General features: G+C 53.2%; 23 protein-coding genes. 20 read left to right on the top strand and 3 right to left on the bottom strand.

The features are described from left to right. From BM258_RS21395 to mmsB, 7 genes are all read left to right on the top strand, one after another. On the top strand, nt 1-494 hold a 494-nt coding region (locus tag BM258_RS21395), incomplete at its 5' end, for a mannitol dehydrogenase family protein (RefSeq protein ID WP_455423309.1). Nucleotides 495-518: 24 nt separating this feature from the next. Then, nucleotides 519-1,277 carry a 2-dehydro-3-deoxy-D-gluconate 5-dehydrogenase KduD gene (gene kduD / locus BM258_RS21390; protein WP_280141801.1) on the top strand — a complete coding sequence of 253 codons (759 nt, stop codon included), beginning with the start codon at nt 519-521 and terminating at the stop codon, nt 1,275-1,277. A 206-nt stretch (nt 1,278-1,483) separates the two neighbouring features. Then, complete coding sequence (locus BM258_RS21385; protein ID WP_280141800.1) at nt 1,484-2,467, top strand: sugar kinase; 984 nt, start codon at nt 1,484-1,486, stop codon at nt 2,465-2,467. 10 nt (nt 2,468-2,477) lie between these two features. Further along, entirely contained in the window at nt 2,478-3,110 is a 633-nt protein-coding gene (gene eda / locus BM258_RS21380; protein WP_090075267.1) for a bifunctional 4-hydroxy-2-oxoglutarate aldolase/2-dehydro-3-deoxy-phosphogluconate aldolase, read from the top strand. Nucleotides 3,111-4,021: 911 nt separating this feature from the next. After that, nucleotides 4,022-5,074, top strand: a complete 1,053-nt coding sequence (gene chvE / locus BM258_RS21375) for a multiple monosaccharide ABC transporter substrate-binding protein (protein WP_090075286.1) — start codon at nt 4,022-4,024, stop codon at nt 5,072-5,074. 88 nt (nt 5,075-5,162) lie between these two features. After that, nucleotides 5,163-6,689 carry a multiple monosaccharide ABC transporter ATP-binding protein gene (gene mmsA, locus BM258_RS21370; protein WP_090075266.1) on the top strand — a complete coding sequence of 509 codons (1,527 nt, stop codon included), beginning with the start codon at nt 5,163-5,165 and terminating at the stop codon, nt 6,687-6,689. A 4-nt stretch (nt 6,690-6,693) separates the two neighbouring features. Then, nucleotides 6,694-7,905, top strand: coding sequence for a multiple monosaccharide ABC transporter permease (gene mmsB / locus BM258_RS21365; RefSeq protein WP_090075265.1), 1,212 nt, complete (start codon nt 6,694-6,696; stop codon nt 7,903-7,905). 83 nt (nt 7,906-7,988) lie between these two features. Here the strand turns inward: mmsB and BM258_RS24985 are convergent, their stop codons facing one another. After that, nucleotides 7,989-8,111: a hypothetical protein gene (locus tag BM258_RS24985; RefSeq protein ID WP_280141799.1), complete on the bottom strand. Its 123-nt coding sequence runs from the start codon at nt 8,109-8,111 to the stop codon at nt 7,989-7,991. Nucleotides 8,112-8,296: 185 nt separating this feature from the next. On the opposite strand from BM258_RS24985, the gene araD reads away from it, so the two are divergent. Further along, the gene (gene araD, locus BM258_RS21360) at nt 8,297-8,986 is read left to right on the top strand and encodes an L-ribulose-5-phosphate 4-epimerase AraD (protein ID WP_090075264.1); all 690 of its coding nucleotides are present in this window, start codon (nt 8,297-8,299) and stop codon (nt 8,984-8,986) included. A 153-nt stretch (nt 8,987-9,139) separates the two neighbouring features. Further along, on the top strand, nt 9,140-10,651 hold the full coding sequence (gene araA / locus BM258_RS21355; protein WP_090075285.1) for an L-arabinose isomerase: 1,512 nt from the start codon (nt 9,140-9,142) through the stop codon (nt 10,649-10,651). A 123-nt stretch (nt 10,652-10,774) separates the two neighbouring features. Here araA and araC read toward each other — a convergent pair whose 3' ends face one another. Then, nucleotides 10,775-11,812: an arabinose operon transcriptional regulator AraC gene (gene araC, locus BM258_RS21350; protein ID WP_175528200.1), complete on the bottom strand. Its 1,038-nt coding sequence runs from the start codon at nt 11,810-11,812 to the stop codon at nt 10,775-10,777. Nucleotides 11,813-11,974: 162 nt separating this feature from the next. Between araC and BM258_RS21345 the strand changes: the two genes are divergently transcribed. The 3 genes from BM258_RS21345 (at nt 11,975) to BM258_RS21335 (ending at nt 15,632) form a co-directional block, all read left to right on the top strand. Continuing rightward, on the top strand, nt 11,975-13,603 hold the full coding sequence (locus BM258_RS21345; RefSeq protein WP_090075262.1) for a ribulokinase: 1,629 nt from the start codon (nt 11,975-11,977) through the stop codon (nt 13,601-13,603). Nucleotides 13,604-13,815: 212 nt separating this feature from the next. Beyond that, entirely contained in the window at nt 13,816-14,883 is a 1,068-nt protein-coding gene (gene pyrC, locus BM258_RS21340) for a dihydroorotase (RefSeq protein WP_090075261.1), read from the top strand. 38 nt (nt 14,884-14,921) lie between these two features. Continuing rightward, a complete protein-coding gene (locus BM258_RS21335; RefSeq protein WP_090075284.1) occupies nt 14,922-15,632 on the top strand; it encodes an orotate phosphoribosyltransferase in 711 nt (236 codons plus the stop codon). An 88-nt stretch (nt 15,633-15,720) separates the two neighbouring features. On the opposite strand, the gene BM258_RS21330 is transcribed toward BM258_RS21335, so the two are convergent. Further along, entirely contained in the window at nt 15,721-16,731 is a 1,011-nt protein-coding gene (locus BM258_RS21330; protein ID WP_090075260.1) for a LacI family DNA-binding transcriptional regulator, read from the bottom strand. Between the two features lie 256 nt (nt 16,732-16,987). Between BM258_RS21330 and galE the strand changes: the two genes are divergently transcribed. From galE to BM258_RS21290, 8 genes are all read left to right on the top strand, one after another. Further along, a complete protein-coding gene (gene galE / locus BM258_RS21325; protein ID WP_090075259.1) occupies nt 16,988-17,986 on the top strand; it encodes a UDP-glucose 4-epimerase GalE in 999 nt (332 codons plus the stop codon). Between the two features lie 14 nt (nt 17,987-18,000). Then, entirely contained in the window at nt 18,001-19,047 is a 1,047-nt protein-coding gene (locus BM258_RS21320) for a UDP-glucose--hexose-1-phosphate uridylyltransferase (RefSeq protein ID WP_090075258.1), read from the top strand. Between the two features lie 13 nt (nt 19,048-19,060). After that, nucleotides 19,061-20,170 (top strand): galactokinase, encoded by a 1,110-nt coding sequence (gene galK / locus BM258_RS21315; protein ID WP_090075257.1) that lies wholly within the window; start codon nt 19,061-19,063, stop codon nt 20,168-20,170. 223 nt (nt 20,171-20,393) lie between these two features. Then, nucleotides 20,394-21,923 carry a CHAD domain-containing protein gene (locus BM258_RS21310; protein ID WP_175528199.1) on the top strand — a complete coding sequence of 510 codons (1,530 nt, stop codon included), beginning with the start codon at nt 20,394-20,396 and terminating at the stop codon, nt 21,921-21,923. Continuing rightward, entirely contained in the window at nt 21,920-22,669 is a 750-nt protein-coding gene (locus BM258_RS21305; RefSeq protein ID WP_090075255.1) for a ParA family protein, read from the top strand. Before BM258_RS21310 ends, BM258_RS21305 begins: the two co-directional genes overlap by 4 nt. Further along, on the top strand, nt 22,669-23,181 hold the full coding sequence (locus BM258_RS21300; RefSeq protein ID WP_090075254.1) for a CYTH domain-containing protein: 513 nt from the start codon (nt 22,669-22,671) through the stop codon (nt 23,179-23,181). Before BM258_RS21305 ends, BM258_RS21300 begins: the two co-directional genes overlap by 1 nt. Before the next feature lie 450 nt (nt 23,182-23,631). Then, on the top strand, nt 23,632-24,285 hold the full coding sequence (locus tag BM258_RS21295) for a CoA transferase subunit A (RefSeq protein WP_090075253.1): 654 nt from the start codon (nt 23,632-23,634) through the stop codon (nt 24,283-24,285). A gap of 1 nt (nt 24,286) precedes the next feature. Further along, on the top strand, nt 24,287-24,937 hold the full coding sequence (locus BM258_RS21290; protein WP_090075252.1) for a 3-oxoacid CoA-transferase subunit B: 651 nt from the start codon (nt 24,287-24,289) through the stop codon (nt 24,935-24,937). Nucleotides 24,938-25,575 lie beyond the last annotated feature (638 nt).

Raw genomic sequence — 25,575 nt, 5'->3', positions numbered from 1 at the left:
TTGAGCAGGAAATCATCCCATATCTGTCGCTGCCGCGCGAAGAACTGAACGAGTTCAGTGCCGAGGTCCTGCGTCGTTTTGCCAACCCGTTCATCGTGCATCGCTGGTACGATATCTCGCTGAATGGTCTGGCCAAGTTCCATACCCGCAACTTGCCACGCTTTGAAAGCGCCATGGCAGCAACCGGCAAGGCGCCGCGTTGCATGAGCCTGTCGCTGGCAGCCTGGCTTGCTTTCTATACCGGTGCCTTTGAAGGCAGTGCCGAATTGCCACCACGCGATGCAGAAGACGTGATCGCCAAGATGGCTGAAATCGGTGCGCTGAAAGAGGCGCAAGGTGTTGAGGCAATGGTCAAGGCTTACCTCGGCGAAGAAAGTATCTGGGGGAAATCTCTGGCAAGTGACACCCTCGTCGCTGCCGTCTCAGAAGCTTATGCATTCCTGACCAACGAGCCATTTACTCTGGATCGTCTGGTGCAGTGGATTGACGCATAACGAATAGTAAATGGAGTCAATATGATGAAAGAACAATTTGATCTCTCTGGTAAAATTGCCATTGTAACCGGCTGTGATACCGGCCTGGGTCAGGGTATGGCTGTTGGTCTTGCCAAAGCGGGCTGCGACATTGCTGGTGTCAATATCGTTGAGCCATCCGATACCAAGGACATGATCAAAGGTCTTGGTCGCAAATTCCTCGATATCCGCGCCAACCTCATGAAAATGGATGATATCCCTGATATTGTTGCCAAAACGGTTGCCGAATATGGTCGTATCGACATTCTGGTCAATAATGCAGGCATCATTCGTCGTGAAGACGCCATCGAGTTCACCGAGAAGGACTGGGATGATGTGATGAATATCAACATCAAATCAGTATTCTTCCTGTCGCAGGCTGTTGCCAAGCAGTTTGTGGCTCAGGGTGAAGGCGGCAACATCGTCAATGTCGCTTCCATGCTGTCCTTCCAGGGTGGTATCCGCGTGCCTTCCTATACGGCATCCAAGTCCGGTGTCATGGGCGTCACCCGTCTGCTGGCCAACGAATGGGCAAAGCACGACATCAATGTGAATGCCATCGCTCCGGGCTACATGGCCACCAACAACACGCAGGCTCTGCGCGAAGATGCTGCTCGCAGCAAGGAAATTCTTGATCGTATCCCTGCTGGCCGCTGGGGCCTGCCATCCGATCTGGCCGGTCCGGTCGTGTTCCTGTCGTCGCCTGCTTCTTCCTATATCAATGGCTATACCATTGCAGTTGATGGCGGCTGGCTAGCGCGCTAGGGCTTTTTTGATGAAAAGTTATCGACTTTTCTGAAGAAAAGAGTCGCGATTGAGTAAACTTTAGTCTAGTTCTTCTTTTGCAAGAACTGGACTTGGTCTTGGAGGCCGCGCGTTCAGCGCGGCCTTGTTTGGCTTGGGCATTTTGTGGGATGCTTGCGTTGCACAAGATGGTATAATCACTGAAACAAGGCGTGCCCGCCTGCTTGATGAGAGGCGAAGGACACGCTCGAGGAGGCCCGGAGTTCCTCCGGCGCTTGTATATGACGAAAGCTGTCAGAATCGCCTGTATCGGCGAATGTATGATTGAATTGGCTCCCGCCGGTGATGGTCTGTTCAAACAGGGTTTTGCTGGTGACACCTTCAATACCGCCGCCTACCTGACCCGGCAATTCGCACCCGAGATCGAGGTTTCCTATATTACCGGGCTTGGTGTCGATCCAATGAGCGAAGGCATCCGCAAGGCGCTGGAAGCAGAGAGCATCCTGACGGATTCGGTCTCCGTGGTGGAAGACAAGAATCCCGGTCTCTACATGATCGAGAATGATGATACGGGCGAACGCTTTTTTACCTATTGGCGCAATGACGCTGCTGCCAAGAAGATGTTTGCCGGTTGGTCTGTCGACAAGATTGCGGCACTGCTGGAACAGTTTGATGTCATCTATTTCTCTGGCATCACTCTGGCTATTCTTGATGAAGCGCAGCGGGCAGCTCTGTTCGATGCGATCAGCAAGGTCAAGGACAAGGTCAAAGTGGGCTTCGACCCCAACTATCGCCCAAAATTGTGGCCGGATTCGGCTGTTTGCTGCGCCGCTTTCGAGCGCGCTGCCTCGGTGAGCGATTTTGCTCTGGTAACTGCGGACGATCATGTGGCGCTTTGGGGCGAGGCTGACGGTCTGGATATTGCCAAGCAGTGGAAGGACTACGGCGCTGGTGAAGTGGTGGTCAAGGAAGGCGCTTCAAGCTGCCTTCTGTTCACCGGTGAAGAGGTTAAGAATGTTCCGCCAGCTGCTAAGCTGAAGCCGAAGGATACAACGGGCGCAGGGGATTCCTTTGCTGCGGGGTATCTGGGCCAGCGTGCTCTGGGGGGATCGCAAGAAGAAGCCGCAAAAACGGCTCACGGTGTTGCGGGGCAGGTCATCATGCACCCGGGCGCCATCATCGATAAATCAGTTTGGACCCGCGTTAAGTAAAGGATCGATCATGCGTGATCTGGTTTCCAGCATCTGTAAAGGTGCCAAAGTCATCCCTGTTGTTGTCATCGAGAATGTCGAGGATGCTGTTCCTCTGGCTCGCTGCCTTGTCGACAATGGCCTGCCTGCCGTTGAAGTGACCCTGCGCACGCCGGCAGCTCTTGATGCCATCAAGGCAATCGTCAACGAAGTGAAGGATTGCATCGTTGGTGTTGGCTCCATCCTGTCTGAAGAGCAGCTCAAGGCTTCCATCGATGCCGGCGCACATTTCGGTGTGTCTCCGGGCACGTCAGAAACCCTGCTCAACGCTCTCAAGGCAACTGACTGGCCATTCCTGCCAGGGTCTGGCACCGTGAGCGAAATGATGACCCTGCGCGAAGCAGGCTTTCAGGAACTGAAAATGTTCCCGGCCAGCATCGTTGGTGGCGTTGGCATGCTCAAGGCAGTTTCCGGCCCGGTTGGCGATATCAGCTTCTGCCCGACCGGAGGTGTGAAGCCTGAGAATGCTGAAGAATATCTCTCCCAGAAGAACTGCTTCGCTGTGGGTGGCACCTGGATTGCCCCTCTGGCCGATGTGAATGCCAAGAACTGGGATGCCATTGCTGAACGCGCTAAAGCGGCGAGCAAGCTTGGTCAGGCCTAAAAGCCTTTTAAATTTAAGCTCTTTCTATTTTAGCCACTCGGATACAATTATTCCGAGTGGCTTTTTTTGTTGCATTTTGTAACATCGTCGGGGCTGCAACTTGTCTTGATATTTAATTCATGTTACGAAAAAAATATATTCTCTGAGCCTGTTTGTCAGGGCTATCTATTGTGCATGTCTGCTATGTGCGCCCTTTTTGTGCATATATCAGGCAGGCTTTCTTGTCGCTAAGCGGCATATTGCATGTCTTGTTGGTGCGAAAAGCGATATTTTTGCTGCGAGTATTATGATGTTCTGTTGTGATTGTATTGGTCATAAGGGCGTCTGACGTTGGTATTGTCGCCTTTATGTAAAATCATGACGATGCTTATAGTATCTATTGGGCGCTTGGATCCTGTTCTTATATTTGAATTATTTTCTCAAATCCGCGATTTATCGCAGAATTTGCGATTATCTTTGCATTGCGCCCTCTTAAACATGCTCTCTACCATCATACTATTGGCTGCTTGACTTTGTGATGAGGTGAGACCTGTAACATTGTAAAATGATGCTGCGGGCTGGTAATCGATCAAAAAAGCTAAATCATCCATGTTTTTGACCAAATGCCTCCTTTCCAAAGTTGGCTTTTCATTGAAATATAGGTCTCGGAGGATTGAAGGATTTTAGGTTGCCGGAATGGTGCCTGAATTGGGAGGTGATCTGGCGCGCTTGTGCTGGATGCGGGTTTTTATGCCCGAAATTTGCTTAAGCAACTCTAGGCTGCTTTTCCCAGTACTATCCGTATACGCTTTGCTTCCCTCGATCCGCTCGATTTGCGCCTCGCTCCGTGTGGCGCGGATTTGCACCTTACGTGTTTTCAAGCAAGGGAGGACAACATGCTTGGACTTGGAAAACTCTTCAACACAGTGACGATGGGGGCCATGGCGTTGGCTCTGGGCGCTTCATTCGCCTCTTCCCCATCTGTAGCTGCAGATAAGGGATATGTTGGTATCGCAATGCCTACTCAGTCATCCGCACGCTGGATTACTGACGGCAACAGCATGAAACAGCAATTTGAAGATGCTGGCTATGAGACTGACCTGCAATATGCAGAAGACGACATCGCTAACCAGCTGCGTCAGATCGAAACCATGATCCTGAAGGGCGTCAACGTTCTCGTTATCGCTTCTATCGATGGTACGACCCTGTCCGGCGCTCTTGAGTTGGCAGCAGACTCCGGCATCAAAGTGATCGCTTATGATCGCCTGATCCGTGACTCTGGCAACGTTGACTATTACGCAACCTTCGATAACTTCCAGGTTGGCGTACAGCAGGCTTCCAGCTTGGTGAAAGGTCTTAAAGAACGCTTCCCGGATGCAAAACCTTGGAATGTAGAGCTCTTTGGTGGGTCTCCGGACGACAACAACGCTTACTTCTTCTATGACGGCGCAATGTCTGTGCTGCAGCCACTGATCGACGATGGCAGCATTGCTGTTCCTTCCGAACAGTTCGGCATGGACAAGGTTGGTACCCTGCGTTGGGACGGTGCTGTTGCGCAGGCTCGCATGGATAACCTGCTTTCCGCCTTCTACACTGACAAAACCGTACACGGCGTATTGGCTCCGTATGATGGTCTGTCCATTGGTATCCTGTCCTCGCTCAAGGGCGTTGGTTACGGTTCTGGCGACATGAAAATGCCAATCGTATCCGGTCAGGACGCAGAAGTTCAGTCAATCAAATCCATTTTGGCTGGCGAACAGTATTCCACCATCTTTAAAGACACCCGTGAGCTGGCTCGCGTGACTGTCGGCATGGTGAATGCTCTGCTCGAAGGTGGCGAACCAGAAATCAATGACACCGAAACCTATGATAACGGCGTCAAAGTGGTTCCTTCCTACCTTCTGAAACCAGTTCCTGTCGATGCTTCCAACTGGGAAAAAATCGTGATCGACAGCGGTTACTACACCATGGATCAGATCAAGTAAGGGTCCTCCCGGGGGAGGGAGGTGGAAAGTCTCACCCCCTCCATCCGTTCTTCAAGAACAATAAAGAGACTGTTTGCTTGAGGCTGACATGAACACCATCTTAGAAATGCGAGGAATCACCAAGACCTTTCCGGGTGTAAAGGCCTTGAGTGATGTGAACCTGACGGTCGGCGAAGGTGAAATTCATGCCTTGGTCGGTGAGAATGGCGCAGGCAAGTCAACCCTGATGAAGGTTCTCTCTGGCGTTTATCCCTATGGCACATATGAAGGGGATATCGTCTATAACGGAGAAACCCAGAAATTCGCCACCATCTCCGACAGTGAAGAAAAGGGCATCATCATCATTCACCAGGAACTGGCTCTGGTTCCTCTTCTGTCAATCGCCGAGAATATCTTCCTGGGCAACGAGCGGGCTACCAAAGGGGTCATCAATTGGCCTGTAGCGCACTCTGAAGCAGAGATGCTGCTCAAGATTGTCGGGCTGGACAAACCAACAGGCACGCTGGTTACGAACCTGGGGACGGGTCAGCAGCAGTTGGTTGAGATTGCCAAGGCTCTCTCCAAGGAAGTGAAGCTACTTATTCTCGACGAGCCAACGTCTTCTCTGAACGAGCGGGATAGTGAAGCGCTGCTGCAGCTTCTGCTCGAATTCAAAAGCAAAGGCATTTCCTCAATCCTGATCTCGCACAAGCTCAATGAGGTTGTGAAGGTTGCGGACAAGATCACAGTGTTGCGCGACGGTCAGACCGTCAGTACGCTGGACTGTGACAAAACCGAGGAAATGGAAAATAAAATTATCAAGGACATGGTCGGGCGTGAACTGACCAACCGCTTCCCCCAGCGGACTCCTGAAATCGGCAACATGCTGCTCGAGGTGAAGGGCTGGAATGTCTACCACCAGGTGCATGCTGACCGTCACTTGATCCGCGATGTCAATTTCAATGTTCGTGCAGGCGAGATCGTCGGGATTTCCGGCTTGATGGGTGCAGGTCGAACAGAACTTGCGATGAGTCTTTTTGGTCGTGCCTATGGCCAGAAAATTTCAGGACAAGTTGAATTGCGTGGCGAACCGATCGACGTCAGTACGATCAACAAGGCTGTTGCAAATGGTTTGGCTTATGTGACCGAGGACCGCAAGGAATATGGTCTGGTTCTTGAGAACAGCATCAAAATCAACACAACGCTCTCCAATCTGGAAGGTGTTTCCAAGGGCATCGTCATCGATGACAATGCGGAAACCCGTGTTGGTCTTGAATATAAGAAGAAGCTGAACACCAAATGCTCCAGTTTGATGCAGCAGGTGGTCAACTTGTCTGGTGGGAACCAGCAGAAGGTCGTTTTGAGTAAATGGCTGTTTGCGAACCCGGATGTGCTCATTCTGGATGAGCCCACGCGCGGTATCGACGTGAATGCCAAATACGAAATTTACGCGATCATCAACCAGCTCGCTCAAGAGGGCAAGGGTATCATTTTCATTTCTTCGGAATTGCCAGAACTGCTGGGCATGACAGACAGGATCTACGTCATGAACGAGGGCAGAATGGTTGGCGAAATGCCTACGAAGGAAGCTTCGCAAGAAAAAATCATGCGGATGATCATCAAGGACAAAGGCTGAAACAATGTCACAGGTGGAAAACCCGTCTCCGGCAAACTCTGACGCAGGTGAAACTGTCAGCGTCGCCAGTTATCTGAAGTCAAACGTACGCGAATACGGCCTTTTGATTGCCCTGATCGCTGTTATGATCTTCTTCCAGGTTGTTACCAACGGTATTCTCATGAAGCCGCTCAACCTGACCAACCTCATTCTCCAGAACAGCTACATCGTCATCATGGCGATTGGTATGCTGCTCATTATTGTTGCTGGTCATATTGACCTCTCGGTCGGATCGGTCATGGGCTTTATCGGCGCTCTCGCTGCCGTGATGATCGTCAATTACGAGATCAACTATGTGGTCACGATCATCGTGTGCCTGATTGTCGGTACCGCGATTGGGGCTCTGCAGGGCTTCTGGGTGGCTTATTACAAGATCCCAGCCTTCATCGTGACGCTGGCTGGTATGCTCAGTTTCCGCGGTCTTACGCTGGCGCTGCTCAATGGTCAGTCCATCGGCCCGTTCCCGACCGGCTTTCAGAAACTGAGCTCGGGTTTCATTCCTGACCTGTTCGGTGTTGGTCGTCCGCACATGCTGACGGTTGTTCTCGGGATCGTCCTGAGTGTCTTCCTGATTTATTCTGCTTGGAAAGATCGTAAGGAGCGTGCCAAGTTCGGTAATCTGGAAGAGCCATTTGCCTTCTTTGTGCTGAAGAATCTTCTTATCGTCTTCGCCATCAACTATCTCTCCTACGTCATGGCTGGCTACAGAGGCTATCCAAACGTTCTGATCGTTATCGCTGTGCTGGTTGCTGCTTATGGCTTCCTGACCTCATCCTCTACGGTTGGTCGTCGGATCTATGCTCTGGGTGGTAACGTGAAAGCTGCCAAGCTCTCCGGTGTGAATACTGAACGGTTGACCTTCCTGACCTTTGCCAATATGGGGCTTCTGGCTGCCTTCGCTGGCATGGTGTTTGCCGCCCGCCTCAACACGGCAACCCCGAAAGCCGGTTACGGCTACGAGCTTGACGTTATCGCGGCTGTCTTTATTGGTGGAGCATCCACGACGGGTGGTGTTGGTACGGTTACCGGCGCAATCATCGGTGCCTTCCTGATGGGGGTGATGAACAACGGCATGTCCATTCTGTCCATCGGTATCGATTGGCAGCAGGTCATTAAGGGTGTTGTTCTTCTCGCGGCCGTTATCTTCGACGTCTACAACAAGAAGAAGGCTGGCTAAGTCTTCAAGTGAACCAATGGGTGGGCTGGCCTGCAGCCCACCTCTTTTCCAGAATGTCGGGACATTCGGGATCGCTGATCGGATCATCTATAGGACATTTCTGGTTCGGCCCTTTTCGCAAGCATTTTTGCCATATCCGGCGTGCAGTCGAAAAATGCTTGTTTTATAGCAATCGCCTCATTGGTGCGGATAGCAAGATAATCCATAAGTATAACCTTATAGCCTCTAACCGCCTGGCGGGGATCTGTCCATATTTTCAAGGTGGACTGGTCGAGGGGTGTGGTCAGATGAATGGCCAGAATGGTGCTCCGGTTGCTGTAACATTTCGAAAATAAGCCCTGGCTCGCATGAAGCCACGTGACGAATAGGGCGGTTTGAGGAGGACATTCAAATGCTGAAAGAACTGAGGGAAGAGGTTTTTCGCGCGAATATCGAACTGAATGACCGCGGTGTCGTGATCTACACATGGGGTAATGTCAGTGCGATCGATCGTGAGAAGGGGCTGGTTGTCATCAAGCCGTCGGGCGTCCCTTACGAAACGATGACTGCTGACGATATGGTGGTTGTTGACCTCGACAATAATGTTGTCTGGGGCAGCAAGAAGCCGTCTTCTGACACGAAAACCCATACCACGCTTTACAAGGCCTTTCCGCAGATTGGTGGTGTGGTGCATACCCATTCCCGCCATGCTGTCGCCTGGGCTCAGGCGCGTCGGGAGATCCCGTGCCTCGGTACCACGCAAGCGGATTATTGCGCCGGTCCGGTGCCCTGCACCAAGCCTCTCACTGAAGAACAGGTCAATCGAGATTATGAAACGACGACCGGCGAGGCCATTGTTGAACGCTTTGAAGGGCTTGATCCCGCAGCTGTTCCGATGGTTCTAGTGGCCGGCCATGGGCCTTTTGCCTGGGGCAAGGATGCTGATGACGCCGTGCACAATGCAGTTGTGCTCGAAGAGGTTGCCCACATGGCAACTATCACCGCAACGATTACCAATCCCATACCGCCATTGGAGCAGTATGTGCTCGATTATCACTATGAGCGCAAACATGGAAAAAATGCCTGGTATGGGCAGAAATAGGTACCGTCTTGCGGTTCCGAGGGGGGAAATGCCTAAGCATCTCGGAACCGCTTTTTTGCGCAAAGGGGAGGGATTTAGGCTTTGCATCCTTCGCGCAAACATATCCAGACCATCGCGCAACTAACGCCGGTCGAAAATTGAAAGGGCATGGAAATGTTTGGTTTGAAACCTTTGAAATTCTGGTTTGTGTGCGGCTCGCAGCACCTTTATGGTCCGGAAACATTGGCCGAGGTGGCTGATGGTGCCCGTAAGGTTGTTGAGGGGCTGTCCAAAGACGGGCGTCTGGTGTTGCCGCTCGAATTTGCGACAGTGGCGACGACCGGGGAGGAAATTGCGGATGTTTGCCGTCGGGCGTCGGCTGACCCTGAATGTGGCGGTATCATCTTGTGGATGCATACTTTTTCGCCTTCCAAAATGTGGATACGCGGCCTTAACGCGCTGACTAAGCCGATGCTGCATCTGCATACGCAGCTCAATGCAGCGTTGCCTTGGGATTCCATTGATATGGACTATATGAACCTGCATCAGTCTGCCCATGGAGACCGGGAAGCGGGCTTCCTGCATACGCGCATGCGCATTGGCCGCAAGGTGGTTGTTGGTCACTGGAGCGATCCTGCGGTTCAGGATCGGATTGACAGCTGGATGCGCGCTGCGCGCGCCTGGGACGATTGGCAGGGCTCTGGCGTTTGCCGCTTTGGCGACAATATGCGCAATGTTGCCGTGACCGATGGCGACAAGGTGTCTGCCGAAATGGCCTTCGGCTTCAAGGTGGATTACTGGCCGGTTGGTGATCTGGTCGCCAAAATGGCTGACTTCTCCGATGCCGATGTGGAAGCGCTTGTTGCCGAATATGACAAGACCTATGAGCTGGTTCCCGAGCTTCAGGCTGGTGGTGCCAAGCGGTCTTCCCTGCTTGATGCAGCGCGGCAGGAACTGGCCATTTCCTACTTCCTGAAAGAGGGGAATTACAAGGGCTTTACCCATACATTTGAAGATTTGCATGGCCTCAATCAGCTGCCCGGTCTTGCGCCTCAGCGCATGATGGAGCAGGGCTTCGGCTTTGCAGGTGAAGGCGACTGGAAGACGCCTGCGCTGGTGCGTGCCATGAAGGTCATGGGGCATGGCAAGAGCGGTGCTTGCTCCTTTATGGAAGATTACACCTATGATGTTTCCAAGCCGGGTGAAGAACTGGTTCTTGGGGCGCATATGCTTGAGGTCTGCCCGACCATCGCAGAAAGCAAGCCGCGCCTCGAGATCCATGAACTGGGTATTGGTGGCAAGCCAGACCCTGTGCGTATGGTCTTTGACTCTGTTAAGGGCGGCGCAATCAATGCCTGCCTCATTGACATGGGTAACCGATTCCGCCTGATTGCCAACGAGGTGACCTCTGTTGAGCATCCGGACCTGCCAAAGCTTCCTGTGGCACGCGCAGTGTGGCAATGTAAGCCAGACTTCAAAACCGCCTGTGAGGCCTGGATTTTGGCCGGTGGTGCCCATCACACCGCTTACAGCTATGATGTGACAGCGGAAATGTTGGAAGACTTTGCGACCATCGCCGGAATCGAACTGGCCTTGATTGACGACGATACCAAAATCTCCGATTTCAAGCAGACGCTGCGCAATAATGAAATCTATTGGCATCTGGCCAAGGGCATTCGCGTATAATCGCTGAAGGCTCAATGCAATCAGAAAAGCCCGGCCAAGTGATTGGTCGGGCTTTTCGTTTCTCAATTTCTATCGCCCTTTGTTGTCTGGAATAAGAGGGCGGCTTGCTTTGGCTCGCGAACGTTAGCTGCTATGTTTGGGTAGTGGCACTTCGGCGGCGAAAACAGCGGTTGCCTTGTCCAAAGCGTTATCGATCTGCTCTCCTTCGGAGCGGACAATCATGGAAAGGCTGCGCTCTCGGAATGTGCGCGGGCTCATGTTGGTGTGACGACGGAAAACACGTGAGAAATAAAGCGGATCCTCATAGCCGACCATCTGCGAGAGGGCTTTGATGGGAACGTTGGAAACGCGCAGGACCTGCATGGCATATTGAATGCGCTGACCATCGCGCCATTGCACGATGCCGGTGCCGATATATTTGCGGAACAGGTGAGAGAGGCGTGACGGAGACAGGCAGACATGGCTGGCGATCTCGTTGACCGTCAGGGGCTTGTCCAGATTGTTGGATATAAGCGTGCAGGCGGCCAGAACGCGCTCGTCAATTTCGATGTTGGACTTCTTCTCCGCTCTGTTCATTCTTGCGCAAAATAGCAGGATATGTTCCAGTCTGTTGAATGCAAGGTCAGCAGAAAGGCTGTCGGAAAGTCCTGCCCATTTTTCCACTTCCACAAACAGGCGGAACAATTCGCTGAAGCGGCTTTCCTCTCTATGGCGCATGATATAGACACCGTTGACCTCTTCGTCCCATTGCAGCCATGGCTTCCAGAAAGCGCGAGGCTGGAAATAGATCCAGCGATGCCACCATTTGTCTGCATCCGGGTCTCGGCCATAGAAATGTTGTGCGTCAGGGGGAAAGAGAACGAGGTCTCCGGGCTTCACAATCGTTGTGTTCTTGCCATCGAAGAGCTTTCCCTGTCCATCCACGGTCAGGTTGATGATCCATCCATGCATGCCGTTGGGACGATCAATGTGGAAGTCGAGCGGTCCGCCTTTTTCGATGGGTGTGATGCCGGCGACAAGCCGGATTCCAAACTCGAAACCCGGAAAAAGAGCAGCCACTTCCTTGTCGTAGTTCTTGGGAGAACTGCGAAAGGAAAGCTTGTTAAAGATTCTCTGTACCTGCGGATCTTGGGCAGGGTCGAAATAAGAATGATCGTCCATGTCTCTAGCCTGATGCTGCATTGTGGAATATCAGGATCGTCCATATTGTAAACTAAGTCTATCGAAATTGAAAGCCGTGTTATGGATGAGTTTGAGGAGAATTATCCATAGAAGCGGCAAAAGAAAACCTGTTGGCGTTTCAACGGTAGGGAGGAATATCGAATGAGTTCAACCAATGACAGCTGTGCTCTCGGTCTCGACTTTGGATCGGATAGTGTGCGGGCCGTTGTTGTCCGGGTAGCAGACGGGGAGGAGCTTTCCTCGGCAGTTGCGAACTATCCCCGCTGGGCCGAGGGGAAATTCTGTGATGCGGCGCGTCAGCAGTTTCGCCAGCATCCGTCAGACTATCTCGAAGCGATGGGCTCAGCCGTGCGCGAAGCGATCGCCGGGCTCGAAGCGCATCCAGACATTATCGGTATTGGCGTAGACACCACCGGGTCGTCTCCCATGCCAGTCACGGCCGACGGCACTGCGCTGGCGCTGAAGGACGGTTTCTCGTCTGATCCGGATGCCATGTGCATTCTCTGGAAAGACCACACTTCTGTTGCCGAAGCGCAGGAGATCAATGATCTGTGCCATTCGGGCCAGTTTCCTGATTATACCAAATATGTCGGCGGCATTTATTCCTCGGAATGGTACTGGGCCAAGATCCTGAATGTCGGTCGTCGCAATCCGACCGTTTTCCGCGCAGCGGCCAACTGGGTTGAGCTGTGCGACTGGATCCCTGCTGTGCTGGCAGGTGTGACCGATGCGTCAAAGATCGTGCGGTCTCGTTGCGCCGCCGGTCACAAGGCTTTGTGGCATCCTGAATTCGGCGGCTTGCCGAGCCGGGAATGGCTGCAGGCGCTTGATCCTCTGCTGGGCAATCTGACCACGCCGCTGTTCGGGGAAACCAAGACCAGTGATCAGGTTGCTGGCAATCTGTCTTCAGACTGGGCGGGGCGCTTTGGCCTCAAGGCCGGGATCCCGATTGCTGTTGGTGCTTTCGATTGTCATATGGGCGCCGTTGGGGCCGGTATCGAGCCTTATTCTCTGGTTCGTGCCATGGGCACCTCCACCTGCGACATCCTTGTTGCGCCGCCTGAAGAGGTGAGCGACACGTTGGTTAGCGGTATTTGCGGTCAGGTTCCAGGTAGCGTTCTGCCTGATCTGGTTGGCTTTGAAGCCGGTCAGTCTTCTTTCGGCGATGTGTTCGCATGGTTTGAACGTTTGCTGCAGTGGGGCCGGAATGGTCGTGGCAAGGCTGGTTCCCTGTTGCCAGAGCTTGAAAAGGAAGCTGCCGAGTTGCCGCCGGGTGGTTATGGTGAACGCGCCCTGGATTGGCTCAATGGACGTCGTACGCCTGATGCTGACCAAACAGTGAAGTCTATCATTGCCGGATTGCATCTAGGATCGACGGCGCCGTCTATCTATCGTGCCCTGATTGAAGCAACGGCTTATGGCTCGCGCGCAATCGTGGAGCGCTTTGAAGAGCAGGGTGTCAAGGTCAACAGCATTGTTGCCATTGGCGGTATTGCCCGCAAGTCTGACTTTATCTCTCAGGTTTGCGCCGATGTGATGAACCGTAAGGTGGATGTGGCTTTGTCCGATCAGGCCTGTGCGCGTGGGGCTGCCATTTTTGCTGCGACCGCCGCCGGGGCCTATGAGGATATCTATAAAGCCAAGGATGCGATGCTGAGCCCGATCGAGAAAAGCTTCGAGCCGAATCCCGAAATGCATAAGCTCTATAACGCAATCTATGAAGATTATAAGCGCGTCGGCGCCTTTGCCGGAGATCTGGCCAAGAGCTGAAGTGCACCTCCACGCAAAGTGGACTAGACCTGGCCCGGGCAGCTTGCTGTTCGGGCTTTTTCTATTCTGGGTGGGTATTGGCAGGGGAAAGCAGATCAGGCTTCCACAGATCAAACGAAGGGCTAGGCATTTCCGGCAAAATGCTGTTAAAGATAGCGCAATTTGCATTTGCGTGGCGATGCCCCCCGCGAGATGCTCTCAGGAGATGCCCCATGAGCCTACCCGACAATCAAACCGATTTTATTGTTCGCCGTCCTGATGACTGGCATTTGCATTTACGTGATGGTGAAATGCTCAAGGCGGTGTTGCCGCACAGCAGCGCGCATTTCGGCCGGGCCATCATTATGCCCAATCTGGTGCCTCCTGTTGTAAAGACCTCTGATGCTGAGGCTTATCTGGGGCGTATTCAGACGGCTCTTCCGGAAGGCCATCACTTCGAGCCGCTGATGACCTTGTATCTGACAGAGCGCACCGAGCCGGCGGATGTCGAATTGGGCGTTAAATCAGGGCTCATCAAGGCATTGAAGCTATATCCCGCGGGTGCAACCACCAACTCGGACAGCGGTGTGCGCAACATCGAGGCCGTTTATCCGGTGCTTGAGAAGATGGCCGAGATTGATGTGCCGCTTCTGGTGCATGGTGAAGTGACCGACGCCGATATCGATATCTTCGATCGTGAGGCTGTTTTCATTGATCGCGTGTTGACCCCGATACGTGAGCGTTTCCCTTCTTTGCGCATTGTGATGGAACATGTAACCACGGAAGACGGGGTGAATTTCGTCAAGGGAGCGGGGGATAAAACCGCTGCGACCATCACGACTCATCATCTGATTATCAACCGCAATGCCATTCTGGTTGGTGGCATCAAGCCGCATTATTACTGTCTGCCGGTTGCCAAGCGCGAGAAGCATCGTCTTGCCCTGCGCGCAGCTGCCTCATCCGGCGATGGCCGCTTCTTCCTTGGAACGGACTCGGCACCGCATTCCAAGTCTGCCAAGGAATGTGCCTGCGGCTGTGCCGGCGTGTTCAATGCCCCCAATACGGTCAACTGTCTGGCCCATGTGTTTGAGGAAGATGGCGCGCTAGACAAGCTTGAAGCCTTCATGTCTCTTAATGGCCCTGCCTTCTACGGTCTTCCGGCCAACGAAGAGCGCATTCGTCTGTTCAAGACCGATGCGCCGCTGGTTCTGGAAGACAAGATCACCGTTGATGGTGATGAAGTCGTTGTTTTTGATCCCGGTTTCCCGTTGTTTTGGCGATACGAAACCGCTAACGCTTGAGCCGTTTGTTCGGCTCGCACCTTCCAAAGGATGCCCTGATGATTACTTCTTCTTTCCCCGATCGCGCGCTAATGGCCGAGTTGACCGCACAAATGCTGCTTGAGGTCAATGCGGTGCACTTCCGTCCCGAAGAGCCCTTCATGCTGGCGTCCGGTTTGGCGAGCGCCACCTATATCGATTGCCGCAAGCTTATCTCCTACCCGCGCATTCGCAATTCTCTGATGGAATTTTGTGCCGCGACGATCATGCGTGATATCGGCTTTGAGAAGATTGATGCTGTTGTTGGTGGTGAAACAGCTGGCATTCCTTTCGCCGCATGGATTGCGGATAAGCTGGCTCTGCCAATGAACTATGTGCGCAAGAAACCAAAGGGCTATGGTCGGGATGCACAGATCGAAGGCGCTCCAATCGCAGGCAAGCGCGCTCTTCTGGTGGAAGATCTGACCACGGATGGCGGCAGCAAGATCAACTTCGTGGAAGCCATGCGCAAAGCTGAGGCCGAGGTGCATGACACGATCGTTCTCTTCTATTACGATATCTTCCCTGAAGCGCTGGAAAATATGAAGAAAATCGATCTCAATCTGCATTATCTGGCCACATGGCACGACGTTTTGGCGGTCGCCAAGAAGCAGAATTATTTCGACACCAAGACACTGGACAGTGTTGAGAGCTTCCTGAATGAGCCTCTGAAATGGTCTGGTGAACATGGTGGCGCTACCGAGATTACGGCTGTGCCTGAAAAAAGCTAAGTCGCGCTGATATATTTCGATTTCAAGGCAGGGGCAGGCTTCGGTTTGCTCCTGCTTTTTTTATGCGCAAGAGACAGGCTGTGCCGGATCAGCAGCTTTCGCGCCAGCGGATCTTTGTGCCCAGAATGATCTTCTTGGAAAAGCTGCGGCCTGAAAGGCGCTCAAGCAAAAGGTCAACCGCTGCCTGACCGATGTCTTCTGCGGGAATGGCAACGGTCGTCAGGCCCGGAGAGATCAGTCCGGCGGCGGGGATATCGTTGAAGCCGACGATGCGCACATCTTTGGGCACATGCAGGTTAAGGCTGCTGGCGGCCTGAAGAGCGCCAATGGCCATGGTATCGTTGGCTGCGATGATGATTTCCGGGCGATCTTCAGTATCGAGCAATTGGCGCGCGAGTTCGAAACCGCTCATCGGGGTGAGGCGTTCAAAGCGCACATTGGCCGGAGCTTCCAGCCCGCGCGCCTTGAACCACTGCATGAAGGTGCGGCTGCGCAAGTCCGGATAGGGGCGGCGCGGGTTTTCTGCGCCAGAGAGGGCCCCAATGAAGCCATATTTGCGAAAGCCCTTTTGCCAAAGCGCGTCGAGCAGATTGGCGGTGGCCTGTTCCAGATCCGGGAATACGCAATCAACATCTGTCCTGTCTGGCGGAAAATCGACGCAGACAAGTGGAACGCCCGTTTCCGCCAGATGATCGATTGTCTTGTGTCCGTGGGGACCGACCACCAGAATGGCATCGCTTTTCTTGGGGAAGCCTTTGGGCAGATCGTCAAGCTGGTTGCTGCGGTGATCAATTTTGAGATCAGCTTGTGAGAGATGCTTTTCGATGCTGTGGCGGATGGTGATGAAATAAGGATCTGCCAGCTCTTCGGTGGCATCAAGGGTATGGAGCAATGATATCCGTGCGCTGTTGGTGACACTGCTCATCTGCTTCTTCTTTGCCCGCATGCGCGGAGTGGCATAGTCGAGGTCTTGCGCCGTCTCGATGATCTGTCGGCGCTTTTCTTCTGAGACCGAAAGGCTGGCGTCATAATTGAGGACGCGGGAAACCGTCGTTGGCGATACGCCCACGCGGTCTGCGATGTCCTTGATGGTTGCCATGCCGTCGCTCCTTGTTGTCTTGCCCTTAGCTGTTTTGAACCACACTATGCCCTGCAAGGGAAGGGGTGATCGATCAATCCGTTTCGATTGAAATCCACTTCAATTTTTGTGTGAGATAATTATCTAGTAAATATTTACTTGTGTCAATTTGTGGGCTACACTTCAGTAACTGCCGAAAATGTGTTTTAACGCTCGGTGTTATAACCATTGAATTGCGATGCAGCCCTTGGGCGAGTTTGCTACTGGGAGTGGAAATATGAAGCGAAATATTTTGGTGTGCGGTGGGGCTGGCTATATTGGCTCCCATATGGTTCAGCTTTTGCTGGAAGCCGGACATGATGTCGTTGTTTTTGATAATTTGTCCTCAGGCCATGTTGAGGCTATTCTTGGCGTTCCTTTGGAGCGCGGTGATCTTCTGAACCCTCAGGATCTCGATGCTGTTTTCAAGAAGCATAAGGTGGATGCTGTTATCCATTTTGCAGCGCTGATTGCCGTGGGGGAATCGGTCGAAAAGCCTGATCTTTACTACCGCAACAACGTTACTGGTACGCTCAATCTGCTCGACGCCATGCGCAAGGCGGGTGTTGATCGCATTGTCTTCTCTTCTACGGCCGCCGTGTTTGGCAATCCGCAACGTGATTTGATTGACGAAACCCACCCGCTGGGGCCGATCAACCCTTATGGCTGGTCCAAGCGCATGGTTGAGCAGGTGCTCTCCGATATGGCAACCGCCTACGGCTTGCGCTCTGTGGCTTTGCGTTATTTCAATGCTGCTGGTGCGCATCCCAATGGCCTGATCGGAGAAGCGCATAGTCCGGAAACGCATCTAGTGCCGCTGGTTCTGCTGACAGCGCTTGGTATCCGTGAGAAGCTTTCTGTCTTTGGCAGTGACTATGAAACGCGGGACGGAACCTGCATCCGCGACTATATCCATGTGCTTGATCTTGCCTCGGCCCATCTGTTGGCGCTCGATTATATGGATACTCACGAGGGTGCCCATCGCTTCAATCTTGGCAATGGCAACGGCTTTACCAACCTTGAGGTCATCCAGACCGCCAAGCGGCTGACCAATCGCCCCATTCCTTATGACATGGCTCCGCGTAGAGCCGGGGATTCGGCAACATTGGTAGCTGACAGCACGCGTGCCAAAACGGAACTGGGCTGGAAGCCCAAATTTGATGCGCTTGAAACAATCATTGAAACCGCCTGGCGTTGGCACCATGAGCCCAAATATGGTCCCTTTGCCGGCAAATAGTGAGGAGGCCCTCGATGGCTGAAGAAACTGTGCCCACAGATGCTCCGCATCGTCGATTTAACCCGCTCAAGGGAGAGTGGGTGCTTGTTTCACCTCATCGCAACAAACGGCCCTGGCAGGGGCAGCAGGAAGAGGTCGTGATCGTGGAAAAACCCCGTCACGACCCCAATTGCTATCTCTGCGCGGGCAATGAGCGGAACTCGGGTGCGGTGAATCCCGATTATAAGGGGCCGTTCGTTTTTCCAAACGACTTTCCCGCTTTGCTGGAAGATACGCCAGCGGGAGGAACCTCAGGCGATCCGCTGTTTCGCGCCGATACGGTGCGTGGCACTGCGCGCGTGATGTGCTTTTCCGAGCGGCATGATCTTACCTTGCCCGAGCTTGAAGTTACCGACATCCGCAAGGTGGTGGATACATGGGCTGACCAGATCGTTGATCTGGGGGCGCAGTATGACTGGGTTGCCGTTTTTGAAAATAAGGGTGCCGTTATGGGCTGTTCGCAGCCCCATCCTCATGGCCAGATCTGGGCTTCGGATTTCCTGCCTAACGAAGTTGCCGTCGAGGACAGCAATCAAGCGCGATTTCTGGCCGAGAATGGTGAGGTTCTTCTGGTTCGCTATGCGGCGGATGAGGCGCGCAAAGGCGAGCGGGTGGTTGTCGAGAATGAGGACTGGATTGCAGTGGTGCCCTGGTGGGCGACATGGCCTTTCGAGACGTTGCTCATGCCAAAGCGCCACATATTGCGCCTGCCGGATCTGACAGACACGGAACGGAACAGCTTGGCCGATGCGCTCAAGGGTCTATGCACCAGATATGACAATCTGTTCGAGACCGAATTCCCCTATACGATGGGGTGGCATGGGGCGCCGACGCGACAGGGTAAGTTCGATCACTGGCAATTGCATGCGCATTTCTATCCGCCGCTGCTGCGCTCTGCCACAGTACGCAAATTCATGGTTGGCTATGAAATGCTCTCGGAAGCCCAACGTGATTTGACCGCTGAAAGTGCGGCGGAGCGTTTGCGGTCCTTGTCCGATATTCATTACAAGTCAGTAAAGTAAGGGGGGGGGATGTATGACGCAAGAAAAAGAGACGGCATCAGTCAAGGCGGCGTTTGAAAAACACTTCGGACAGACACCTGGCGTGGTGGCCTATTCGCCAGGTCGGGTCAATCTGCTTGGGGAACATACCGATTATAATGGCGGTTTTGTCTTGCCCATGGCCTTGCGTGGCCTGGGCGTGTCCATCGCACTTGGCAAGGGCGATAAGCCCGGTGTGATCGAGGCCTATTCGGATACGTTCGATCAGACCGAGCTGCGGACCATAGAGGATGGCCGCGAAGGGCGCTGGTCTGACTATCTGTTGGGGTGTCTGAAGGCTGTGGCCTATGAGGATGTGGCTGTGACGGGACTGCGTGTGGCACTTGAAACCACCCTTCCCATGGGGGCAGGACTTTCCAGCTCGGCCGCACTTGAGGTGGCGTCGATCAAGGCAGCGTTGGCACTCTTCGGGCGCACGATGAGTTCGGTCGATGTGGCTGTCAAGGCGCGGGCGGTGGAGAATGAATTTGTCGGCATGCCATGTGGCATCATGGACCAGTTCGCCTCTTCCGTCGGTGATCCGGGTGTGGCGATGTTTCTCAATACCCGTACACTTGATTATGAGCTGGTGGAGACATCGCCGGACTTTGCTTTCGTCATCATTGCATCCGGTGTCAGCCACCAGCTGGTTGATGGCGGAGAAGACGGCTATGCAACTCGTGTGGCAGAATGTCAGGCGGCGTGCAAGGCGCTCAATGTGGAAATGCTCAGCGATCTGGGCGTTGGCGATCTGGACCGCATCAACGGGATTTCCGAGCCGCTGAACCGCAGGGCGCGGCATATTGTCAATGATAACAAGCATGTGCTGGATGGCGTTGTGGCGCTGCGCAATCACGATATGGCTTTCTTTGGCAAGCTTATGGTGGCAAGTCATCTCTCCCAGAAAGATGATTACCAGATCACGGTTGATGAGACCGATGCGATTGTTGAGGCGGCGCTCTCCTTCGGCGCGCTTGGTGCGCGGCAGACCGGTGGTGGCTGGGGTGGCTCTGTGGTGGCTCTGGTGGAGAAGGATCAGGTTGATGCCTTCAGTCAGCGCATTCTGGATCGCTTTGAAAAGACGTCCATTCTTGCCGTGACCTGAACGGGGTGGATTTTTCGTCGAACCGGTGATTCTGGTGGGCAACGGTTCACCATCCGAATAGTGATGACACCCGGCGGTTTTGTCGGGTGTTTTTTTATCTGTCGACTAAGGTCGACGGGTGGGTGCACTATTTTGTGTGCACGTGTAGGTTTCTGAGGAAATGCACATTGTGCGCTTGTCTGTCGCCTTGCGCCAGTTGTTGTTCCGTGAAACTATATATGCCATGGCTGAGACAGATGAACATTTACTCCTTATTCCAAACCATTCCCTGGATTGTCTGATTGACGAAGATTTTGGCAAATTGCGCCCGGTCTTGTCAGAGCAGACGGATCCGGTGGATGCCACCCTGCTTGATATGTTTCCCCTGCCGCTGACGCGCTCGGGGCGCTTGCTGCTTGCGAGTGAAGGGCGCTTGCAATTGCTCGACAGGGATGGAGCCCTGATAACGCAAAAGGGCTCGGCTGACGGGGGCTTTATAAGCGATCTGCGCAAGGGGCCGGTACGTACGGCCCTGAAGGGGTTGCCGCATCTGCGTGCGCTCATGCCCATCTGTCGTCTGCAATGCTGTTTCTCGCAAATGGCGCTGGTGGATGACGAAGGCAAGATCCACATCAAGGTGCAGTTTATCGAGACGCGCATGGTCGGTGGCGCCAATGGACTGATCGCCTTTTTGCGTCCGGTGCGAGGCTATGAAAAGGCCCTTGTGCGGCTGCGTGAAAAGCTCATTGATCTGGGGGGCGGTGAAGAGGGACTGGAAACGTTCCTCTCGGGCCTCTGTATGGGCTTTCCCTCCGGTGTACTCAAGCCCGAGATCACGATCAGAGAGGATGAACCCGCTTTTGACGTGGCGACCGACATCATGGCCGCTTACCTGCCTGCTGCACGGGTGAACGAGAAGGGTATCGTCAACGATATCGACACCGAATTCCTGCATGATTACCGCATTGCCCTGCGCAAGATCCGCTCCGTGCTCAGTCTGTTCAAAGGTGTCTATTCCCAAGAGCAGACGCGAGATCTGAAAAGGCGTTTTTCCGCTCTTATGGCAAAGACCGGTACACTGAGGGATCTGGATGTCTATCTGCTGGAAAAGCAGGATTTTTTTGCGCTCATCCCTGAAGCCTTGCATGGTGGTCTCAAGGAGATGTTTGCGCTGTTTCTGCGGGATCGGGAAGAGGCCGCTGTCGAGCTGGCCGATCACCTGATCAGCGACGCCTATCAGGCGGAAATGCAGGCGCTTTCGGATTTGCTTGCTGCGCCTGCGCGATTGGAACGAGGGCCAAAAAGCGATTTGGGGGCACATGAGTATGCCCGTCAGCTCATCTGGAAGCGTTATCGCAAGATTTGCAAGATTGCCAAGGGCATAACTGCCCAAAGTGACGATGAAGATGTGCATGAGCTGCGCATTCATTGTAAGAAGTTGCGTTATCTGATGGAGTTTTTCGCTCCCTTGTTTCCGCGCAAGGATATCAAGCAGTTGATCAAGCCGATGAAACGCTTGCAGGACAATCTGGGGGCGTTTAACGACTGTTCTGTGCAGATCGAGTCCTTATCCGGATTTCTTGAAAGCCACAAGTTCCGCAATAAGGCAACGCAGATGAAAGTGGCCAAGAGCGTGGGGGCTCTGATTGCCATTCTGCATCATCGGCAGGCCGAAGAAAGAGCGCATGTGGTTGAGAATTTTGCGCGATTTGACAGCGAAGTGACTCAGCAAACCTTCAGGGCGCTGTTCAAAATGCGGGAGGGGGAAGAATGAAGATCATTGCCTGCTATTCAAACAAGGGTGGGGTTGGCAAAACGGCAACATCGGTCAATCTGGCTTACGCTTTGGCTGATGCAGGCAAAAAAGTGCTGCTTTGTGATCTGGACCCTCAGGGAGCCTCAAGCTTTTATTTTCGCGTCAAACCATCCAAGAAGCTGACCGATGAGCGCTTCTTTCAGGATGTGGAGCGGTTCACCAAGTCAATTCGGGGCAGCAACTACGACAATCTCGATATTTTGCCGGCGAATATGACCTTTCGGAATTTCGATGTGTTTTTGGCGCGTATGAGAAACAGCCGGTCGCGATTGAAGAAGGCGCTAAAGACGGTGAAAAAAGACTATGACGTCATTTTGCTTGATTGCCCGCCCAATATCTCGACGCTTTCGGAAAGCGTATTCAAGGCTTCCGATGTCATTCTGGTGCCGGTCATTCCTACGACCTTGTCTCAACGCACCTTTGAGCAGTTGGTCGACTTCTTCCATGTCAACAAGATTCCGCTCAAGAAGCTCTCTGCCTTCTTTTCCATGGTGCAGTCAGTCAAGTCGCTGCATGGAGAGCTGATGGACGAATTGTCCGGTCAGTATAAGAAGCAGTTTCTATCGGCTCAGGTGCCCTTTGCTTCGGATATCGAGCGTATGGGTATTCATCGGGCTCCGGTTCTGGCGAGCGCGCCCAAGAGTTCTGCATCCAAGGCCTATAAGGCTCTCTATCGCGATGTGAAAAAGAAGGTGGATTTGTAATGAGCAAGGCTGTCGCTGAAGAGGCCCCTACGGCTGTGGAGATCGAGCGTAAGTTTCTGGTGGCCGAGCTGCCCGATCTGGCTGGTCTTGAGAGTGTGGATGTTGCGCAAGGATATCTGACCCATTCGGACGATTCCGTTGAAATCAGGCTGCGCAAGAAGGCAGCCGGTGCAACTGCGAACTATTTCATGACGCTGAAATCTGATGGTGCTCTGGAGCGCAAGGAAATCGAAGTGGCAGTGAGTGCGGAGCAGTTTGAAAGCTTCTGGCTGGCAACGATGGGGCGTCAAGTCGAGAAAACGCGCTATGTTGGCGCGCTGGGGGATGGCCTTCACTATGAGCTGGATGTCTTCCATGGTGGCCTGAAAGGGCTTCTGCTGGTGGAAGTGGAATTCCCGTCCGTTGAGGCGGCCAACGACTTTGTGGCTCCTGACTGGTTCGGTGCAGATGTGACCAGCAACAAGGGATACAAGAACAAGGCGCTGGCTGTGAAGGGTATGCCGCAGCCATGACGCCTCCCTGAGGGAGGAGGCTCTCCTCTCTGATGCCGATTGATAAACGGGTTAGAAACCGCCTGATGCGCAAGACGCATTGGGCGGTTTTTGTTTTGCGCAGAAGTTATGTAAAAGTGCGTAAGTTTAAGTTGTTATATATTCTTGTTGGCCGGCTAGTAAATGCCGATTGAAGGGATTTTCTTATTTCTAACTTTGAGATTTTTTCTGGGTGTCTTAGTAAAAATCGGTGAATTGGCTGCATTTTTGGGCAATTTGTTATGTGGGTTGCCATTATTACTGGTTGACCGAATGGTGGTTCGTTTGTACCGTAATGTGGATTTTGATTGCCGGCACATTGAAAAGAATAGGTCGACTGTATGCAGTCAGAATGATGGCCAGTCCGATATCCTTTTGGAATAGGACTTTATGGGGCCTGAGGTGCTACAGCGGAGGAAACAGGAGTAGCCGATGAAGACAGCAACAAAACTGGAAGATGCTGCTGCGCTGATCCCCGAAGGAGCGGTTTTGCTCATCGGTGGATTCATGGCGGTTGGAACGCCCGAGCGCATGATTGATGCATTGGTTGAGCGGGGGGTAGGCGGCTTTACCGTCGTGGCAAATGATACGGCCCTGGTCGGAAAAGGGATCGGGAAATTGGTAACCGCCGGTTTGGTCAAGAAGGTGATCGCCAGCCATATCGGTCTCAATCCGGAAACCCAACAGAAGATGATTGCAGGAGAAATCGAGGTGGAACTTGTACCTCAGGGGACGCTGATCGAGCGCATTCGCGCGGGTGGTGTCGGCCTTGGAGGTGTGCTGACCCAGACCGGTCTGGGCACGCCCGTGGAAGAGGGCAAACAGATTGTTGAAGTGCAGGGCGAAAGATATCTGCTGGAAGAGCCGATTCGGGGAGACTTTGCGCTGATCAAGGCCAAGCAGGCTGACTATAAGGGCAATCTTGATTATGCCCTGACGGCGCATAACTTCAATCCGGTCATGGCCATGGCTGCCGAAACAGTGATTGCAGAAGCCGAAGTGATTGTGCCGATTGGTGCTATTCACCCTGATGCGGTGAAGACGCCGGGTATTCTGGTCGATCACATTCTGGAAGGGGAGCTTTGATATGAACGCCAAAGAGATCATTGCCCGCCGCGTTGCTATGGAAGTGAAAGACGGGATGCTGGTTAATCTGGGTATCGGACTGCCCAGCATGGTAACCAACTATCTGCCTGATGATGTGGATGTGATGTTTCAGGCCGAGAATGGTGTTGTCGGCCTTGGTGGCAGTGCTATGCCGGGCTTTGAAAACAAGGATCTGACCGATGCTGGTGGCGGATTGGTGATGGCAGTGCCGGGCGCTGCTTCGATTGATTCTGCCGTTTCCTTCGGCCTCATCCGGGGCGGTCATCTGGACATGACAGTGTTGGGTGGTCTGCAGGTGGATGAACGTGGCTATCTGGCCAACTGGATGGTTCCGGGCAAGATGGTGCCGGGGATGGGCGGCGCGATGGATCTGGTCGCTGGTGCTAAACAGGTTATCGTTTCCATGGTGCACACCGCCAAGGGAAGCCCCAAGATTGTGCCAGAATGCACGTTGCCTCTCACTGCCGAACGCCGTGTTTCGCTGATTGTTACAGAGATGGCTGTTATCGAGCCGACCGATGAAGGACTGGTTCTGCGCGAGCTTGGTCCGGAGGCAACGGTTGAACAGGTTGTTCAAGCAACAACGGCCAAACTGATCATACCGGAAACGGTGCCGCGAATGGCGCTTTAGGTCAGCGGTTGCTGCGCGGGATTGAACGCTTTGTCGCTCCGTTCCATTTACACAAACAGGCGTGAATCAGACATCCCGGATCTTAAGAGGTCCGGGTTTTTTGCATGTAAACCAAAAGGTTGCAAAGTGGTATGAGTTCGCGTTTAGCGGTATCGCATTGTGGTACATCGATTATACATGTAATAACATAAGTAAAAACAGTTATCTTGTATTGGTTTGTGAGCATATGTCTGCGGACAAAATAATTCTAGTGAATTTTTCTCCTGTAATGCAGTATTAGTGTATCGATATACGGGACATTTGCTTGTGTTTTTGGATGGGCGTTTGTACCGTAATATGGAACAGGAGGAGGAACTATCCTGATGAAATTGAGGGAGTTGACACATCGGCAGTGCTGATGACGGGAGGAGTTTGTGCGTTTGATCCGGTTTCGTGAAGGAGGAAGTTGGATCTCATTAGCGCATTGAAGAAAATAGATTTCTCGCTTTTCACCCCCATATTTGATGGTTTCTTTTCGCCAGGTTTGGGTCGCTGCGTGCTGCATCGAATTGATTGCTGCGACCGAAATATCGGAAGCTTTCGTCCTGGTGCAGAGGGGGGGGGCTTCGCAAGGCAATCGGGCGAGCCAGGAAATGAGT

This window comes from Cohaesibacter marisflavi (assembly GCF_900115225.1).
Lineage (GTDB): Bacteria > Pseudomonadota > Alphaproteobacteria > Rhizobiales > Cohaesibacteraceae > Cohaesibacter > Cohaesibacter marisflavi.
The sequence above is the reverse complement of the archived record's forward strand: the minus strand, read 5'-3'. Positions and strand labels throughout refer to the sequence as shown.

Excerpts from the sequence above, each read along its gene's own strand:
- BM258_RS21335 (WP_090075284.1), top strand. The coding sequence starts at position 14,922 with ATGATTACTTCTTCTTTCCCCGATCGCGCGCTAATGGCCGAGTTGACC.
- BM258_RS21300 (WP_090075254.1), top strand. The coding sequence starts at position 22,669 with ATGAGCAAGGCTGTCGCTGAAGAGGCCCCTACGGCTGTGGAGATCGAG.
- araA (WP_090075285.1), top strand. The coding sequence starts at position 9,140 with ATGTTTGGTTTGAAACCTTTGAAATTCTGGTTTGTGTGCGGCTCGCAG.
- BM258_RS24985 (WP_280141799.1), bottom strand. The coding sequence starts at position 8,111 with ATGGATTATCTTGCTATCCGCACCAATGAGGCGATTGCTATAAAACAA.
- BM258_RS21320 (WP_090075258.1), top strand. The coding sequence starts at position 18,001 with ATGGCTGAAGAAACTGTGCCCACAGATGCTCCGCATCGTCGATTTAAC.
- BM258_RS21385 (WP_280141800.1), top strand. The coding sequence starts at position 1,484 with ATGAGAGGCGAAGGACACGCTCGAGGAGGCCCGGAGTTCCTCCGGCGC.
- mmsA (WP_090075266.1), top strand. The coding sequence starts at position 5,163 with ATGAACACCATCTTAGAAATGCGAGGAATCACCAAGACCTTTCCGGGT.
- araC (WP_175528200.1), bottom strand. The coding sequence starts at position 11,812 with ATGGACGATCATTCTTATTTCGACCCTGCCCAAGATCCGCAGGTACAG.
- pyrC (WP_090075261.1), top strand. The coding sequence starts at position 13,816 with ATGAGCCTACCCGACAATCAAACCGATTTTATTGTTCGCCGTCCTGAT.
- BM258_RS21310 (WP_175528199.1), top strand. The coding sequence starts at position 20,394 with ATGGCTGAGACAGATGAACATTTACTCCTTATTCCAAACCATTCCCTG.
- araD (WP_090075264.1), top strand. The coding sequence starts at position 8,297 with ATGCTGAAAGAACTGAGGGAAGAGGTTTTTCGCGCGAATATCGAACTG.
- BM258_RS21345 (WP_090075262.1), top strand. The coding sequence starts at position 11,975 with ATGAGTTCAACCAATGACAGCTGTGCTCTCGGTCTCGACTTTGGATCG.
- BM258_RS21295 (WP_090075253.1), top strand. The coding sequence starts at position 23,632 with ATGAAGACAGCAACAAAACTGGAAGATGCTGCTGCGCTGATCCCCGAA.
- galK (WP_090075257.1), top strand. The coding sequence starts at position 19,061 with ATGACGCAAGAAAAAGAGACGGCATCAGTCAAGGCGGCGTTTGAAAAA.
- BM258_RS21330 (WP_090075260.1), bottom strand. The coding sequence starts at position 16,731 with ATGGCAACCATCAAGGACATCGCAGACCGCGTGGGCGTATCGCCAACG.
- galE (WP_090075259.1), top strand. The coding sequence starts at position 16,988 with ATGAAGCGAAATATTTTGGTGTGCGGTGGGGCTGGCTATATTGGCTCC.
- mmsB (WP_090075265.1), top strand. The coding sequence starts at position 6,694 with ATGTCACAGGTGGAAAACCCGTCTCCGGCAAACTCTGACGCAGGTGAA.
- eda (WP_090075267.1), top strand. The coding sequence starts at position 2,478 with ATGCGTGATCTGGTTTCCAGCATCTGTAAAGGTGCCAAAGTCATCCCT.
- chvE (WP_090075286.1), top strand. The coding sequence starts at position 4,022 with ATGGGGGCCATGGCGTTGGCTCTGGGCGCTTCATTCGCCTCTTCCCCA.
- BM258_RS21290 (WP_090075252.1), top strand. The coding sequence starts at position 24,287 with ATGAACGCCAAAGAGATCATTGCCCGCCGCGTTGCTATGGAAGTGAAA.
- kduD (WP_280141801.1), top strand. The coding sequence starts at position 519 with ATGAAAGAACAATTTGATCTCTCTGGTAAAATTGCCATTGTAACCGGC.
- BM258_RS21305 (WP_090075255.1), top strand. The coding sequence starts at position 21,920 with ATGAAGATCATTGCCTGCTATTCAAACAAGGGTGGGGTTGGCAAAACG.